This is a genomic window from Ensifer sp. YR511 (assembly GCF_900103045.1).
In the GTDB taxonomy this organism is placed as follows: domain Bacteria; phylum Pseudomonadota; class Alphaproteobacteria; order Rhizobiales; family Rhizobiaceae; genus Ensifer; species Ensifer adhaerens.
Genome location: NZ_FNGR01000002.1, coordinates 270,496 through 284,677, shown reverse-complemented (window position 1 = coordinate 284,677; position 14,182 = coordinate 270,496). Strand labels below are relative to the sequence as shown.

The window sequence follows — 14,182 nt, the reverse complement described above, 5'->3', positions numbered from 1 at the left end:
CCATACTGACTGCAGGGCGGCGCGGACATATTGTGCCCATGCCGCAGCCGGCCGGCGACGGAAAGGTCAACGCAAACTCCTTCGCCGGGCGTCCGGTGAAAGGAGTTCGGTGATGGTGGGCAGTGCGATCCGCGGCCTGGCATTGGTCGCCCTCTTGGCGGCGGGCGTGGCGGCGCGTCCCGTTCCCGCGATCTCCCAGGCTCCGGTCAATTGTGCCGACCGGTCCGAAGTGATCGCGTTTCTGACGCGGCAATATCAAGAGAAGCAGGCGGCAACCGCGCTGATCAACCAGCAGGCGATCATGGAGATCTACGCTGCCGACAACGGCAGCTGGACGCTGATCGTCACCGACGTCAATGGGCGAAGCTGCGTCATCCTTGCCGGCAAGAGCTGGGAAACCCTGCCACCCTTGCCGATACCGAAAGCCTAGCTTCTTGGGGCTGAGCGGGCGCAGCCGCTCCTGTCAGAGCGACCGGCCGACGCTCGAATAGCTGAAGCCGTGCTTCACCACCTCGTCCTCGCGGTAAATGTTCCTGAGGTCGACGAGAATGGGCGTCTTCATCACGGTCTTGAGCCGGCGGAAATCAAGCGCCCGGAACTCGTTCCATTCGGTAACGATCACCAGCGCATCGGCTTCGTTGGCGGCCTCGTAGGGGTCGCTGGCGTAGTCGATCCCGTCGATCACCTTCTTCGCGTTTTCCATGCCCTCCGGATCATAGCCGATGACATGGGCGCCAGCGTCCTGCAGCGTCTGGACGACCACGATCGCCGGGCTGTCGCGCATGTCGTCGGTGTTGGGCTTGAAAGTGAGGCCGAGGATCGCGATCTTGCGGCCGCGCACGTCCCCGCCGGCCGCTGCGATGACCTTGCGGCCCATGGCCCGCTTGCGGTTGTCGTTGACGGCCACCGTCGTCTCGACCAGCCGCACCGGGCTGTCATAATCCTGCGCGGTCTTCACCAGCGCCAGGGTGTCCTTCGGGAAGCACGATCCGCCGTAACCTGGACCGGCATGCAGGAATTTCGAGCCGATTCGGCCATCGAGGCCGATGCCGCGGGCGACATCCTGGACATTGGCACCGACCCGCTCGCAGAGATCCGCCATCTCGTTGATGAAGGTGATCTTCATCGCGAGGAACGCATTGCCGGCATATTTGATCAGCTCGGACGTACGGCGCGAGGTGAAGACCAGCGGCGACTGGTTGAGATAGAGCGGACGATAGACCTCGGTCATCACGTCCCGCGCCCGCGCGTCGTCGCCCGAAAGGCCGATGACGATGCGGTCGGGCCGCTTGAAGTCCTCGATCGCGGCACCCTCGCGCAGGAATTCCGGGTTGGAAACGACGGCGAAATCGGCGTCCGGATTGGTTTCGCGGATGATGCGCTCTACCTCGTCGCCGGTGCCGACCGGAACGGTCGATTTCGTCACGATCACGGTGAACCCCTTGAGGTTCTCGGCAATCTCGCGCGCAGCCGCATGCACATAGGAAAGGTCGGCATGACCGTCACCGCGCCGTGACGGCGTGCCGACCGCAATGAAGATGACATCGCTGTCGGCGACGGCGGCAACGAGATCAGTCGTGAAGGTAAGGCGGCCCGAAGCGACGTTGCTGGCCACCAACTGGTCGAGGCCGGGTTCGAAGATCGGAATGCGCCCCTGCATCAAGGCGTCGATCTTGCTCTCATCCTTGTCGAGACAAACGACGTCGTGACCGAAGTCCGCAAAACACACGCCGGAAACAAGGCCAACATAGCCGGCGCCGATCATCGTGATTTTCATAGGCTCTTTCCCTTGTTGTGTTCCACAGCGAACTCAGTTCATAGAACGTGCAATTGCGTATTTTTGCAATTGCTTATGCGCTCAGGTTCACACCCATTTATGCTCGATTGCGCTTAAAGCAAGCCGTCCCGCCAGCAGAATAATCCGTGGGGAGTAGCGGGTGAGCGGCTCACCGGTTCGCGTTGTAGTAATCCTTGTACCAGGCAGCGAAGCGCGCCACGCCCTCTTCGACAGAAAGCGAGGGCTTGAAATTGGTCAGCGCTTCGAGAAGGTCGGGGGAGGCGTAGGTGCGGGGCACATCGCCCTGCTGCATCGGCAGCATGTTGCGCACCGCCGGCTTGCCGACCGCCTTCTCGACCGTTTCGACGAAGGTCATCAGTTCGACCGGCTGCCCGCCGCCGATATTGACCACGCGGAAAGGCCCCTGGCGCGAGAGCGTGTCCTCGGCCTTTTCCTCCGGCACGCGGTTTTCTTCCGCCGGCGCCACATGGGAAAGCCGGAGAATGCTCTCGACCAGGTCGTCGATATAGGTGAAGTCGCGGCTCATGCGGCCTTCGCCATAGATATCGATCGGCTGTCCCTTGTGGATGGCATCGACGAACTTGAACAACGCCATGTCGGGCCGCCCCCAGGGGCCGTAGACCGTGAAGAAGCGGAAGGCAGTGGTCGGCACCTTGTAGAGATGGGCATAGCTGTGCGCCATCAGCTCCATCGACTTCTTGGTGGCGGCATAGAGCGTCATCGGCTCGTCGGCACGGTCGGTTTCGGCAAACGGGATTTTTTCGTTGGCGCCGTAGATCGAGGAAGTCGAGGCCAGCATCAGGTGCTTAGGGTTAAGCTCCCGCGCCAGTTCCAGCATGTTCCAGGAGCCGACCAGGTTGGAATCCACATAGGCCTTCGGGTTTTCGAGGCTGTAGCGCACACCCGCCTGGGCGGCGAGGTGGATGATGACTTCGGGTTCGGCGAGCTCGGCCGCCCGGCGCAGCGCGTCTCTGTCCTCAAGCATGCCGACGACGGGCTTGAAGCCGTTCGAGCGGGCGAGGATCGCGTGCCGATTCTCTTTTAGCGTCACGTCGTAATAGGGGGTCATCCCGTCGAAGCCGACAACGAAATGCCCTTCGTCGATCAGCCGCTTGGCGAGGTGAAAGCCGATGAAGCCTGCGGTGCCGGTGATGAGGTAGCGCACGACGATGTCCCCAATTTACGTATCGGCCGTTCATACGAAGAAAGCCGATCGATTGAAAGCCGAAACCATCGGTCTGGTTACCGGTCGAGGTCCTGTTGCAGGGCGGACAGCACCGACATCGCATGGCCGGCATACTGGCTGATCCAGCGATCATGGATCGCCTGGATCGGCAATGCGTTCAGATGGTTCCAGCGTTCACGCCCCTCGCGGCGGACGAGTACGAGCTCGGCCTGCTCAAGGACTTTCAGGTGCTGCATGACCGTACAGCGGTCGAGATTGCTGAAGCGCTCGCAGAGCATGCCGGTGGTCTGCGGCTCCTGGCGCATGGCGTCGAGCATCTGCCGGCGCAGCCCGTTGGCGAGCGCCTTGAATACCAGGTCATCTTTCGAATCGGTTGACATGTTATGTTTCTATAACATACTCTTGTTGGCCCCGACAGGAGGAATACGCCATGCCCTTTGAATTTCGTGTGAACGGACGGATCGGCCGCCCTGTCGCCCAGGTTTTTGATGCGGTCGTCAATCCGGACCAGCTCAGCCGCTACTTCGTGACGCTCGGCGGCATCAGCGGGCCGCTGGTGGCCGGCGCAACCGTGACCTGGTGGGGCGAGGTGCCGATTCAGGTGGAGGTGGTCGAGCCCAACGAGCGTATCGTCTTTTGCTGGGGCGCCATGGTCGCCGAGGGCGAGGATGCCTACCAGACCCGTGTGGAGATGCGCTTCCAGCCGCTGGAGGATGGCGCCACGATGGTGACGATCGCCGAAACCGGCTGGCGCGAGAACGCGCAGGGGCAGAAGAGCTCCTACGTCAACTGCGAGGGCTGGTCGCAGATGCTCGCCTGTATGAAGGCCTGGCTCGAATACGGCATCAACCTGCGCGACGGCTATTACCTCAGCGAACTCTCAGGCAAGCCGGCGCTCGAGCCGCAGGCCTAGCCGGCCGGTCGTCTGCAGTGCGGCGCCGACTTGAGCGACGGGCGTTAATGTACCTGAATGCGCCGGGCGTCACTGAGGCGCGCCCGGCTGAGCATTCGGCGTCTCAATACATCGGAGGAAGGCCGCCATTGGCGGCGCTCGCCATGGGAATGCCGCCGGCCGGCTCCGTCATCGGCGGTTCGGCCTGCAGCACGACGACGCGCGAATCGACCGGTACGCGGCTGTAGAGGTCGATGATATCGGGATTGAAGAGACGGATGCAGCCGCTGGACACGGCCTTGCCGATCGACCAGGCCTCGGTCGTGCCGTGGATGCGGAACAGCGTGTCGCGGTTGCCCTGGAATAGATAGAGCGCGCGGGGGCCAAGCGGGTTGCGCACGCCCGGCTCCATGCCGCCGGCAAGCGGGCCGTAACGTTCCGGCTCGCGCGCCACCATCTCTTGCGTAGGCGTCCAGCGCGGCCATTCGGCCTTGCGCGCGATCCGCGCTTCACCTTCGAACTCAAGGCCGGCCTTGCCGACGCCGATGCCGTAGCGCATCGCCATGCCGCCATCCTGCACGAGGTAGAGGAAGCGGTTCTGGGTATCGATCACGATCGTGCCCGGCGGCTCATGCGTCTGATAGGCGACCTGCTGGCGCAGATAGCGCTTGTCGACCTTGCTGATGTCGATGGCATCCAGCGGGAATTTTTCGTTCGGCAGCGGGCCGTACATTGCCACATAGTATGGATCCGGTCCCTTCGGCTTGGCTGGCCCCGACGTGGTGACGCAGCTTGCGAGCGTCGAGGTGGCGAGAAGAAGGGCGAAGAGCTGCGCCAGGCGGCCGGCGCTGTTCCGGGACACACACATAATAAAGTTCTGATCCTGCTGATTGTCATTTTCGGGCGGGAGACACGGCTTTTGCCGCCCTTCCGTTCTAATGTCAAAGACGGCGTCGGGGCGGCGACAGCATGTCGCAAATGAGGCAACCATTAGGTGTGGCCGAAAGGCTACAGTCGGCAATGGCATTTTGCTTCCGCAAGACAGCTTGATCCGCTTTCGACCGCGGGTGTATGCCATAGCCATGCAATGGAGCGATCAGGCCATCATTCTCGGGATCCGGCGGCACGGCGAAAGCTCGGCCATCGTCGAGGTCATGAGCGCTACCCACGGCCGGCATCTCGGCATGGTGCGCTCGGGGCGTTCGCGCACGATGCAGCCGGTGCTGCAGCCGGGCAACTCGGTGGAGGTCACCTGGCGCGCCCGGCTCGACGAGCACATGGGCGAATTCCGGATCGAACCGGTGGAGCTGCGGGCCGCCCGGCTGATGGAAACGGCAACCTCGGTCTATGGTATCCAGGCGCTCGGCGCTCTTCTTAGGCTGCTTCCCGAGCGCGACCCGCATCCGCATCTCTACGAGGCGCTGACCGTCATCGTCGACCATCTCGCCGATCCCGCCGACGCCGGAGAATTGTTCGTGCGCTTCGAACTCGCAGTCCTCAACGACCTCGGCTTCGGGCTCGATCTCACCGAATGCGTTGCAACCGGCGCTCGTACCGAACTCGTCTATGTCTCGCCGAAATCGGGCAGGGCGGTCTGCCGGGAGGCCGGAGAGCGTTATGCCGACCGCATGTTGGCGTTGCCGGACTTCCTTTCGGCCGAAGCGCGAAGGGCTGCGGATCACGACAGCCTCGCCGCCGCCTTCCGCCTGACCGCCTTCTTCCTCCACCGCCATGTCTATGAGCCGCGCGGTCTCGACGTTTCTTCCGCCCGCGACGGTTTCGTCCATGCGGCGCTGAAGGCGCTGAAAGCGCAATCCTCAGCCGCCTGATTCCCAGGAGTTATCGATGTACCAAGAGCTTTATCCCGGCATGTCCGTATCCGGCGTCGGCGTGCTGTCGCTCGACCGCGTCGCCCGCGATGGCGGTCTCAAGGCAATGCAGGATCTTTTGAGCGGCGAGCTGCCGGCGCCGCCGATGTCGAAGACGCTGAAGTTCGGGTTGAGCGAAGTCGAGGAGGGTCGGGTGGTCTTCAAGGGGCTGCCGACCGAGGAACACCTCAATCCGCTTGGCACAGTGCATGGCGGATGGACGGCAACGATCATGGATTCGGCCCTCGGCTGCGCTGTCTTCACCACCGTCAAACCTGGGGAGGCCTATACGACGGTCGAGTTCAAGGTGAACCTCGTGCGGCCGCTACTGCCCGATATGGGCGAGGTCTTCTGCGAGGGGCGCATCGTGCATCGTGGCCGCACCATCGCGACCTCCGAAGCCTGGCTGCGCGACCGTAACGGCAAGTTGCTCGCCCACGGCACCGAAACCTGCGCCATCTTCCCGATCGACAATCTCAGGCGTTAAAGCAATTCCAGGAAAAGTGCGAAGCGGTCTTCCGCTCGGAATTGCGTCACTTCAAGCTGAGCAATTCCAGGAAAAGTGCGAAGCGGTTTTCTGCTCGGAATTGCGTCGCTCAAGCAATGTCGGAAGCAAGAAACGCCGCGCAGAATGGCGCGGCGTTCCTCTTTGTAATCGCAGTCCTGATCAGCCGATGCGGCCGCCGCCCTGCTTCGTTACGGCGACGACAGCCGGGCGTACCGGCATGTCGTCCTGGAAGTCCGGCCAGCGGGTGGCCGGCGTCTCGTAAGTTGCAAGGCCGGCGTCGCCCGGGTGCTGGACGGCGAGGAAGAATGTGTCCGAGGTCGGGTTGAAGCAGGGGCCGCACATTTCGGCGCCGACCGGCACGCGGAAGAAGAGCTTCGACGTGCCGCGGGCGGCGCCGTCCGTGTCGATCGCCCAGATACCGTCGGTGCGGCCGGTGTCCTTCTCGTTGTTGCCGTCAGTCGATACCCAGAGGCGGCCATCGGTGTCGATGGCGCAATTGTCGGGCATGCCGAACCAGCCGTTCTTGGTGGTGGCGGTCGAAAACGAAGCGCCGACCTCGGCAACGCTCGGATCGCCGCACTTCAAAAGAACGTCCCAGCGGCTCTTCAGCGACGCGAAGTCGCCGTCGGTCTCGGTGATCTCGACGATGTGGCCGAAGGCGTTCTTGGCGCGCGGGTTGGCCGCGTCGACTTCTTCGGCCTTGCGCTTGGTGTTGTTGGTCAGCATCACGTAGACTTTGCCCGTCTGCGGGTTCGGCTGAACGTCTTCCGGACGGTCCATCTTGGTGGCACCGAGCGCGTCGGAGGCAAGACGGGTGTTGATCAACACGTCCGCCTGCGAGGCAAAGCCGTTGGCTTCGGTCAGCGGGCCTTCGCCGTGCGTCAGCGGCATCCAGGTGACGGAGCCGTCTTCGTCGAACTTGGCGACATAGAGCGTGCCCTCGTCGAAGAGGTCCATGTTGGCGGCACGATCGTCAGGGTTGAACGTGCCCTTGGTCACGAACTTGTAGACATAGTCGTAGCGCTCGTCGTCGCCGGAATAGAGCACGACGCGGCCGTCCTTGTTGATGATCGATTCGCAGCCTTCGTGCTTGAAACGGCCGAGGGCTGTGCGCTTCTTCGGCACCGACGTCGGATCAAGCGCGTCGACCTCGACGATCCAGCCGAAGCGATTGGCTTCGTTCGGCTCCTTGGAGACGTCGAAACGGTCGTAGAAGGACGCCCATTCATACTGGCCGCCCGGTGCGCCCAGCCGCTTCAGCTGCTTGTATTCCGGATGGTCCTCGGCAATCTCGCCGCCGAAATAGCCGTTGAAGTTTTCTTCGGCCATCATGTAGGTGCCCCAGGCGGTGACGCCGCCGGCACAGTTGTTGAGCGTGCCGAACACCTTTTTGCCGGTCGGGTCGGACGGCGTCTTCAGGCGGTCGTGACCGGCGACCGGGCCGGTGATCTGCATCTCGGTGTTGACGGTGATGCGACGGTTGTTCTTGCCGTCGAGAACCGGCTGCCACTTGCCGTCGACCTTGCGGATCTCGATGATCGTGCCGCCATGTGCGGCCATCTCGATGTCGACCAGCTCCTTGCTGTATTCGCCGAGAACGACCTTCTCTTCCTCGACTTCCTTGCCGTCCTTCGTCACCTTTTCCTTCACGACGCTGGCGAAGGCCGGGAACATCAGTTCGGCATTGGTGTATTCGTGGTTGACGACGAGCAGGCCGTGGTCGGCGCTGCCGTCGAGCGGGATGAAGCCAACATAGTCGTTGTTGTAGCCGAACAGCTTTTCCTGGGCAGCGGCCGTCTGGTTCTTCGGGTCGAACTCCGGGCTGTCGGCGAAGATCTTGTCGCCCCAGCGAAGCAGGACGTCGGCATCGTAACCTTCGGCCACATGGTGCTTTTCGTCGACGCCGGCTTCGATCTCGGTAAAGTCGAAGCGCGAACCCTCCTCGGCGCGTGCCTCTTCGGCGGTCAGGAGAGCGAGCGGGCTGACGGTGGTCGAGATCGCGGCAACTGCCAGCGAGCCGCCGATGAACGACCGGCGCGAGAAGCGGCGGTGGATGATGTCGCCCATCGTCGGATTGGCGGAACAGTTGTGGCCGACATCTTCCAGCTCTTCCCTGCGTTCCGTCAGCGTCTTGAATTCGGTCTCTTCCGTCTGGGCGAGATGCTTGTCCATGATCGGGTCTCCTGGTTGAACGATGGAAACCACCGCGCAAGGCAGCGGTGTTCATCCGCCTGTACCAGCTGCCCCATGACAGTTCTGCGACATTTCCGTGAAGAGATTACAGCGCTCGGCCGTCTATAGATTTGGCGCTTGCATAAAAGTCTGTATGGTTGCGCGCGCCGGCGATTGCGACTGCCAGGGGAAAGTATGTTCGAACTTATTGCTTTAGCTGCCTTTATTCTGGCCCTGTCCGCCTATCTCGGCAACCGCAGGACGACCGAGCGTCTTGGTACCGAACTGGCCGCCCTCAAGGCGGAGGTCGTGGCGCTGAAGGCCGCTCCGGGGGGAGGCGCCCCGGCTGAAACGGCGACCGAGGCGTTTGCGGCTGCGGATGAGTTGCCGGCCATGTCGGAGACGCCGGAGCTAGAGACGCTGGACGATGCCGCTGCCGCCTTGTCGGCCAGTGCGCGCGTGGGCGCCCGGATTTTCGGCGATGCGGAAGGAGCAGCGGCCAAAACCGAGGGCGAGGAGACGATCGCTGCCGGCACGGAAGCACCGCAGCCGGTCGCAACCGTACCCCGTCAGACCGAAAGCCTGGAAAGCCGCCTCGGCGCCCGTTGGGCCGTCTGGGTTGGCGGCATCGCGTTGGCGCTCGGCGGCGTCTTCATGGTCAAGTATTCAATCGATGCCGGGCTGTTGAGCCCGGCGGTTCGCTTGACGCTTGCTGCCTTGTTCGGCCTCCTGCTGATGGCGGCGGGCGAGGTCATCCGTCGGCGCGCGGTGCCCGTGATCGCCAACGAATTCCAGAACGCCATGATCCCCGGCATCCTGACGGCGGCCGGTGCCGTCACCCTCTTCGGGGTCGCCTATGCCGCCTATGGCATCTACGAATATATCGGCACGGGCACGGCCTTCGTTCTCCTGGCGGCGATTTCGCTCGCCACTGTTGGTCTGTCGCTGCTGCATGGGCAGGCGCTCGCTGGCCTCGGCCTGCTTGCCTCGCTGATCACGCCGGCGCTGGTTTCGAGCAACGAACCGCGCCCCTGGGTTCTTTTCGGCTTCCTCGCGATCGTTTGGCTCGCGACCCTGCTTGCATCGCGGCTGCGCCGATGGACCGTAGTGCCGACGCTTGCCAATGTTGGCATAGGGCTCTGGGGCCTTGTCTATGTCGCTGCGGCATCCCCCTTCGAAGCACGGCCGGTCGCTTTCATCCTACTTGTGATGATCGCCGGCATCGGACTTATCTGGCCTGCCGCCATCGAACGGGAGCCAGTGGCAGAAGCGCGCGAAGTGCGTGATGCGACTGAAGGGTCCGAAATGCTGGAGCCGACCGAAGCGACAACCCGACCCCGGGCCGTCGTCGGGCCATGGGAACGCCTGTTCGTTCCACCACACGCGGCAATCTCCATTTCGGCCGCGATCGTCGTCACCATGCTTGCGCTCCTCCTCATCAGCCCAGCAGTCTATGCGGTCCGCTTTCCGGTGGCGGAGTTTGCAGTTGTCGTTGCGGCGCTGGCGGCGTTGGGCGCCTGGCGGACAACGGCAGTCTATCCCGCCGTGCTTTCAGCGGTCGGCGCTGTTGCTGGCGTCTGGAGCCTGACGGCGCTGAGCGGCGTGCTCGCCTATCTCGATCCCTCGCTGGCCGACGCTCTTCCGGCAGTCGTCCTGCCCGGGCGCACCGCGATGATCACCGCAATGCTGCTTGCGGCGCTGTTCGTCGCACTCGGCGGTTTCGTGCTGTCGCGCCGGCTCGTCGCCCATCCGCAATATTCGACACTCTGGGCGGGCATCGCCGCGGTCGTTCCGATCGCGCTCGTCGCGATGTCGTTCCTGATGACCGGCAACTATGCCTTCGACCTGCCGCACGGCCTGTTCTCACTCGTCGCCGCGGCGGCGCTGCTGGCGCTTGCGGACTGGCTCTACCGCCGCGAAAGCGAGGCGGTGGCGCGCGATACGGCGGCCGGCTTGCTGGTGGCCGGCTCCTTCACCTTTCTCGTGCTTGCCCTCCACGCCTGGACGGACGGGCTGGTCACGACGCTTGCGATCGCCGTGCTTGGAACGGCCTATGCGCTCGCCACGCGGATCCGCACCTGGCCGATTCTGCCGTGGATGACTGGTGCAGCGGCCGTCGTCGTACTCGGGCGCATCGCCTGGGAGCCGACGATCGTCGGTGCCGGCAATCTCGGCACCACGCCCGTCTTCAATGCGCTGCTGCCGGGCTACGGCATCCCCGCCGTGCTGCTTGCGGGCTCCGCCTATTTCCTGAGATCCTGGCCAGGCACGCGGGTGCGCAACTTGCTGCAGGCGCTTGCCAGCCTTTTCGTGCTGTTGACGCTCGCGATCCTGGTGCGCCATGCGATGAACGGCGGCGTGCTCGACAGCGCGGTGCCGACCCTCGGCGAGCAGTCGATCTACACGCTGCTGGCAATCGGCGCCTCGGCGATCTTCATGAGCCTCGACATGAAATCACCGAGCCCGGTCTTCCGCTACGGCGGCATGGGCCTCGGCGTGCTCTCGATGCTGTCGGTGCTTTCGGCGCATCTCCTCGGCCTCAACCCCTATTTCAGCGGCGAACTGCTGGGGCGTATCCCGTTCTTCGACCTGCTGTTGATCGGTTATCTGTTACCGGGGCTCGGCTATGCGGGGCTCGCCTGGTATGCACGCGACAAGCGGCCCTTGCCCTATGTCATGGCACTTGCGGTCAGCGGCGCGGTGCTTGCTTTCGCCTGGGCGAGCCTCACGGTCCGCCGTGTCTGGCAGGGGGAAAACATCGCGGACTGGAAGGGTTTTCTGCAGGGCGAGACCTACACCTATTCGGTCGTCTGGCTGCTGCTCGGCGTGCTGCTGCTGGTGCTCGGCTCGCGCTTCCATGCCAAGAGCATCCGCATCGCGTCGGCCGTTCTGGTCTTCGTTGCCGTGCTGAAGGTGTTCCTGATCGACATGTCCAACCTCGAAGGTTTCCTGCGGGCTCTGTCCTTCATCGGCCTTGGCGGGGTATTGATCGGGATAGGGCTCTTCTACCAGAAGATCTTGTCCGGCGTCGGCGCTGCACCGACGGCGCCGGCAAAGCCTGCCGAACAGCAATAGGACATCATGACAGAGATTTCGAAACTCGCGGCCGCCTTCGCGCCGCATGAGGAACTTGCGGCGGCGTTGCTGCCGCATGCCTTCGCCGCCGATGACGGCTCGCACGATGCCGCACATCTGATCCGTGTCTGGAAGAATGCCGCCCGCATCCAGGCGGAGGAGGGCAGTGAGGCGCGTTTGCTCGCCGCCGCGGTGCTGCTGCATGACTGCGTCTCGGTCGAGAAGAACTCGCCCCTGCGCACGCAGGCATCACGACTGGCGGCCGAAAAGGCGACGGGCATTCTGAAAGATCTCGGTTGGGGCACGGATGAGATTGCCGCGGTGGCGCACGCCATCCTGACGCACAGCTTCTCGGCGAACATCCCGCCGGAAACCCTGGAGGCGAAGATCCTTCAGGATGCCGATCGGCTGGATGCGATCGGCATGGTCGGCGCTGCCCGCTGCTTCTACATCGCCGGGCGCATGGGCAGCGGCCTTTACGACCCGCTCGATCCGTTGGCTGAGGCGCGGGCGCTCGATGACAAGGCCTTCGCCATCGATCATTTCGAGACCAAGCTCTTCCGGCTCGCTGACGGGTTCAAGACCGAGGCCGGCCGCCGTCTGGCTCACGAGCGTGAGCAGCGGCTACGCGACGTGCTCGCCATGATGCTGGATGAAATCTAGTTGCCGGGAAGGGCGTGGGGCGCTTTTCTGCGAGCGATTGTGCCGCGCCGATTGCACCGGAACATTTCTCCGTTTCCATCAAACCGAGAAATGATCTAGGCCTTTCAACGGATTGCAGCCGCCCGGTGAATCGGATCGTCAGGCGCTTGAATCAGTTTTTGAAGATGGAAGGAACTGTCCATGAAGGTGACCGGCCTCAATATTCATCCGCTGAAGAGCGGTCGCGCGATTGCCCGCGAGACGGTCTCGGTCAATCTCGACGGCGTCGAGGGTGACCGGCGTTTCATGCTGATCCAGCCGGATGGGCGCTTTATCACCCAGCGCGAACTGCAGACATTGGCGCAGGTTGAGGCGAGCCACATCGATGGCGGCGTGCACCTGAGGATGGGTGAGCGGGAGATCTCCGTCCGCTTCGATCCGGACCGTCGTCTGAACGTCGTCGTTTGGGGCAGCGAGGTCGATGCCGCCGTGTCGGATGAAACGACGGACGAGGTTCTCTCTTCATGGTTCGGCCGCCCGGTCAGGCTCGCCCATATGGACGCCTCGGCCGAACGGCTCGTCGGCGCCGAATGGGCAGGAGCGGCCGCACCCGTCGGCTTTGCCGATGGCTTTCCGATCCTGATCACGACCACGGGTTCGCTTGCCGATCTCAACCGGACGCTCGCCGAAAAGGGCCAGGAACCGGTCGGCATGGAACGGTTCCGCACCAACATCCTCGTCGACTGCGATGAAGCCTGGGAGGAGGATTTCTGGGAGAGCGTCGAGATCGGCGGCATCCGCTTCGATCTCGTCAAACCCTGCTCGCGCTGCATCATGACGACCCAGGACCAGATCACCGGCGAGCGCATCGGCGGCAATCCGATCCAGGGGTTGGCGGAGAAGCGCATGTCGGCCGACCGCCGCGTGACCGGCGTGCTCTTCGGCTGGAATGCGGTGCCGCGCAGCGAAGGCACCGTGAAGCTCGGCGATGAGGTCAAGATCATCGGCCGACGCGGCGAGCGCTGGCCGATGAAGGTGCGTGCTTCGGCTTAGTTCAGAAGCAATTCCGGACGGAAACGATCTCACGCGTTTCTCGGTATCAAGCCCAGGGCGTGATACCGAGAAGCTTGGCGCCCAGATCCGAAAGGCTGGCGGGGGAGGCGTTGTGCTTTTCCCATTCGCGCGGGTCGCCGGGAAAGGCGTCGCGCTTCGGATGGTCGAGCTCGCGCCACAGGCGCACCCGTTCCTCGCGCTCGGCGACATTGCCCCATTCTGCCGGATGCATCGAAATGTACTGCGCCATGCGCACGCGGCCATCGGAATGATTGGGCCGCACGCCGTGGGCCAGCAGGCTGTTGAAGATCATCAGGTCGCCGGCCTCCATCTCGATGTTGACGGTCGAAAGACCGGTCATGTCGGGGTGCATCGGGTCGCGGTCGGCGCTTTGAGTCTTCTCCCAGCTTTCGAAGTTTTCGAACAGTTCCGGCACGCATTGGAAGCCGCCGACGTCGCCGTCCTGCTTCTTGAGGCTGAGCACGCCCTGAACGCCGATCGGCAGCGGCCGGATTGAGGTGTCGACGTCCCAATGTATGAAGCCGTTGGGATTGCCCTTGACCTTCTTCGGTGGGTTGAGGTTGGCGCGGTCGATCGTCACCCACAGGTCTTCGCGGTCCCAGATGTCGACGAAGGCGCCGTAGATGCGCGGCTCCTGGCGGTTGTCCCAGAGATACTGGTGATTGTAGATCTCCAGCATGCCGGTGTTGTTGAGTTCCTTCATCTTGTGCTCGCGTCGCTGCGGCGCATACCAGGTCGAAGGGTCGACCGGATCCTTTTCGTCGAAGCGCCAGAGCAACTCGACGAGCCGCTCGACATTGGTCGCCGGTACCGCCTGACGGACGATGACGTAGCCCTTGGTGATCCAGTGCTGCCAGTCCGCTTCCGAAAGCACGCGCAGAGGCAGCCGCTTCCGGATGTCCTTCAGTTGAATATCGAGATGGGCCGCCGTCGGGTGACTGTCTCTGAGTGGCTGCATGTGGATCTC

The 14,182-nt window shown here is 63.4% G+C and carries 13 protein-coding genes; 7 read left to right on the top strand and 6 right to left on the bottom strand.

The genetic code is table 11. From position 1 onward, the window contains the following. Window positions 1–112 precede the first annotated feature (112 nt). Window positions 113–430, top strand: coding sequence for a hypothetical protein (locus BLU15_RS05870; RefSeq protein WP_034804097.1), 318 nt, complete (start codon window positions 113–115; stop codon window positions 428–430). Between the two features lie 33 nt (window positions 431–463). Here BLU15_RS05870 and rkpK read toward each other — a convergent pair whose 3' ends face one another. The 3 genes from rkpK to BLU15_RS05855 form a co-directional block, all read right to left on the bottom strand. Next, window positions 464–1,777, bottom strand: coding sequence for a UDP-glucose 6-dehydrogenase (gene rkpK / locus BLU15_RS05865; protein ID WP_060522103.1), 1,314 nt, complete (start codon window positions 1,775–1,777; stop codon window positions 464–466). A 169-nt stretch (window positions 1,778–1,946) separates the two neighbouring features. Further along, on the bottom strand, window positions 1,947–2,963 hold the full coding sequence (locus BLU15_RS05860) for an NAD-dependent epimerase (protein WP_090294629.1): 1,017 nt from the start codon (window positions 2,961–2,963) through the stop codon (window positions 1,947–1,949). 77 nt (window positions 2,964–3,040) lie between these two features. Continuing rightward, window positions 3,041–3,364, bottom strand: coding sequence for an ArsR/SmtB family transcription factor (locus BLU15_RS05855; protein ID WP_034804089.1), 324 nt, complete (start codon window positions 3,362–3,364; stop codon window positions 3,041–3,043). A 50-nt stretch (window positions 3,365–3,414) separates the two neighbouring features. Here BLU15_RS05855 and BLU15_RS05850 point away from each other — a divergent pair, with 50 nt between their 5' ends. Next, window positions 3,415–3,897: an SRPBCC domain-containing protein gene (locus BLU15_RS05850; protein ID WP_034804086.1), complete on the top strand. Its 483-nt coding sequence runs from the start codon at window positions 3,415–3,417 to the stop codon at window positions 3,895–3,897. Between the two features lie 103 nt (window positions 3,898–4,000). On the opposite strand, the gene BLU15_RS05845 is transcribed toward BLU15_RS05850, so the two are convergent. After that, window positions 4,001–4,744 carry a L,D-transpeptidase gene (locus BLU15_RS05845; RefSeq protein ID WP_034804083.1) on the bottom strand — a complete coding sequence of 248 codons (744 nt, stop codon included), beginning with the start codon at window positions 4,742–4,744 and terminating at the stop codon, window positions 4,001–4,003. Between the two features lie 214 nt (window positions 4,745–4,958). On the opposite strand from BLU15_RS05845, the gene recO reads away from it, so the two are divergent. After that, window positions 4,959–5,705 (top strand): DNA repair protein RecO, encoded by a 747-nt coding sequence (gene recO / locus BLU15_RS05840; protein ID WP_060522226.1) that lies wholly within the window; start codon window positions 4,959–4,961, stop codon window positions 5,703–5,705. Window positions 5,706–5,721: 16 nt separating this feature from the next. After that, window positions 5,722–6,231, top strand: a complete 510-nt coding sequence (locus BLU15_RS05835) for a PaaI family thioesterase (protein ID WP_034804064.1) — start codon at window positions 5,722–5,724, stop codon at window positions 6,229–6,231. A gap of 180 nt (window positions 6,232–6,411) precedes the next feature. Here BLU15_RS05835 and BLU15_RS05830 read toward each other — a convergent pair whose 3' ends face one another. Further along, entirely contained in the window at window positions 6,412–8,424 is a 2,013-nt protein-coding gene (locus BLU15_RS05830; protein WP_090294628.1) for a PhoX family protein, read from the bottom strand. A 195-nt stretch (window positions 8,425–8,619) separates the two neighbouring features. Here BLU15_RS05830 and BLU15_RS05825 point away from each other — a divergent pair, with 195 nt between their 5' ends. From BLU15_RS05825 to BLU15_RS05815, 3 genes are all read left to right on the top strand, one after another. Further along, entirely contained in the window at window positions 8,620–11,499 is a 2,880-nt protein-coding gene (locus BLU15_RS05825; RefSeq protein WP_090294626.1) for a DUF2339 domain-containing protein, read from the top strand. Window positions 11,500–11,505: 6 nt separating this feature from the next. Beyond that, window positions 11,506–12,162 carry an HD domain-containing protein gene (locus BLU15_RS05820; protein WP_034804057.1) on the top strand — a complete coding sequence of 219 codons (657 nt, stop codon included), beginning with the start codon at window positions 11,506–11,508 and terminating at the stop codon, window positions 12,160–12,162. Between the two features lie 180 nt (window positions 12,163–12,342). After that, window positions 12,343–13,194, top strand: coding sequence for an MOSC domain-containing protein (locus BLU15_RS05815; protein WP_034804054.1), 852 nt, complete (start codon window positions 12,343–12,345; stop codon window positions 13,192–13,194). Between the two features lie 46 nt (window positions 13,195–13,240). Here the strand turns inward: BLU15_RS05815 and BLU15_RS05810 are convergent, their stop codons facing one another. Further along, complete coding sequence (locus tag BLU15_RS05810) at window positions 13,241–14,173, bottom strand: phytanoyl-CoA dioxygenase family protein (protein WP_090294625.1); 933 nt, start codon at window positions 14,171–14,173, stop codon at window positions 13,241–13,243. Between the last annotated feature and the right edge of the window lie 9 nt (window positions 14,174–14,182).

Bases quoted from the DNA above. Each gene is read 5' to 3' on its own strand.
- BLU15_RS05810 (WP_090294625.1), bottom strand. From the start codon at position 14,173: ATGCAGCCACTCAGAGACAGTCACCCGACGGCGGCCCATCTCGATATT.
- BLU15_RS05850 (WP_034804086.1), top strand. From the start codon at position 3,415: ATGCCCTTTGAATTTCGTGTGAACGGACGGATCGGCCGCCCTGTCGCC.
- BLU15_RS05815 (WP_034804054.1), top strand. From the start codon at position 12,343: ATGAAGGTGACCGGCCTCAATATTCATCCGCTGAAGAGCGGTCGCGCG.
- rkpK (WP_060522103.1), bottom strand. From the start codon at position 1,777: ATGAAAATCACGATGATCGGCGCCGGCTATGTTGGCCTTGTTTCCGGC.
- BLU15_RS05820 (WP_034804057.1), top strand. From the start codon at position 11,506: ATGACAGAGATTTCGAAACTCGCGGCCGCCTTCGCGCCGCATGAGGAA.
- BLU15_RS05825 (WP_090294626.1), top strand. From the start codon at position 8,620: ATGTTCGAACTTATTGCTTTAGCTGCCTTTATTCTGGCCCTGTCCGCC.
- recO (WP_060522226.1), top strand. From the start codon at position 4,959: ATGCAATGGAGCGATCAGGCCATCATTCTCGGGATCCGGCGGCACGGC.
- BLU15_RS05855 (WP_034804089.1), bottom strand. From the start codon at position 3,364: ATGTCAACCGATTCGAAAGATGACCTGGTATTCAAGGCGCTCGCCAAC.
- BLU15_RS05870 (WP_034804097.1), top strand. From the start codon at position 113: ATGGTGGGCAGTGCGATCCGCGGCCTGGCATTGGTCGCCCTCTTGGCG.
- BLU15_RS05830 (WP_090294628.1), bottom strand. From the start codon at position 8,424: ATGGACAAGCATCTCGCCCAGACGGAAGAGACCGAATTCAAGACGCTG.
- BLU15_RS05835 (WP_034804064.1), top strand. From the start codon at position 5,722: ATGTACCAAGAGCTTTATCCCGGCATGTCCGTATCCGGCGTCGGCGTG.
- BLU15_RS05845 (WP_034804083.1), bottom strand. From the start codon at position 4,744: ATGTGTGTGTCCCGGAACAGCGCCGGCCGCCTGGCGCAGCTCTTCGCC.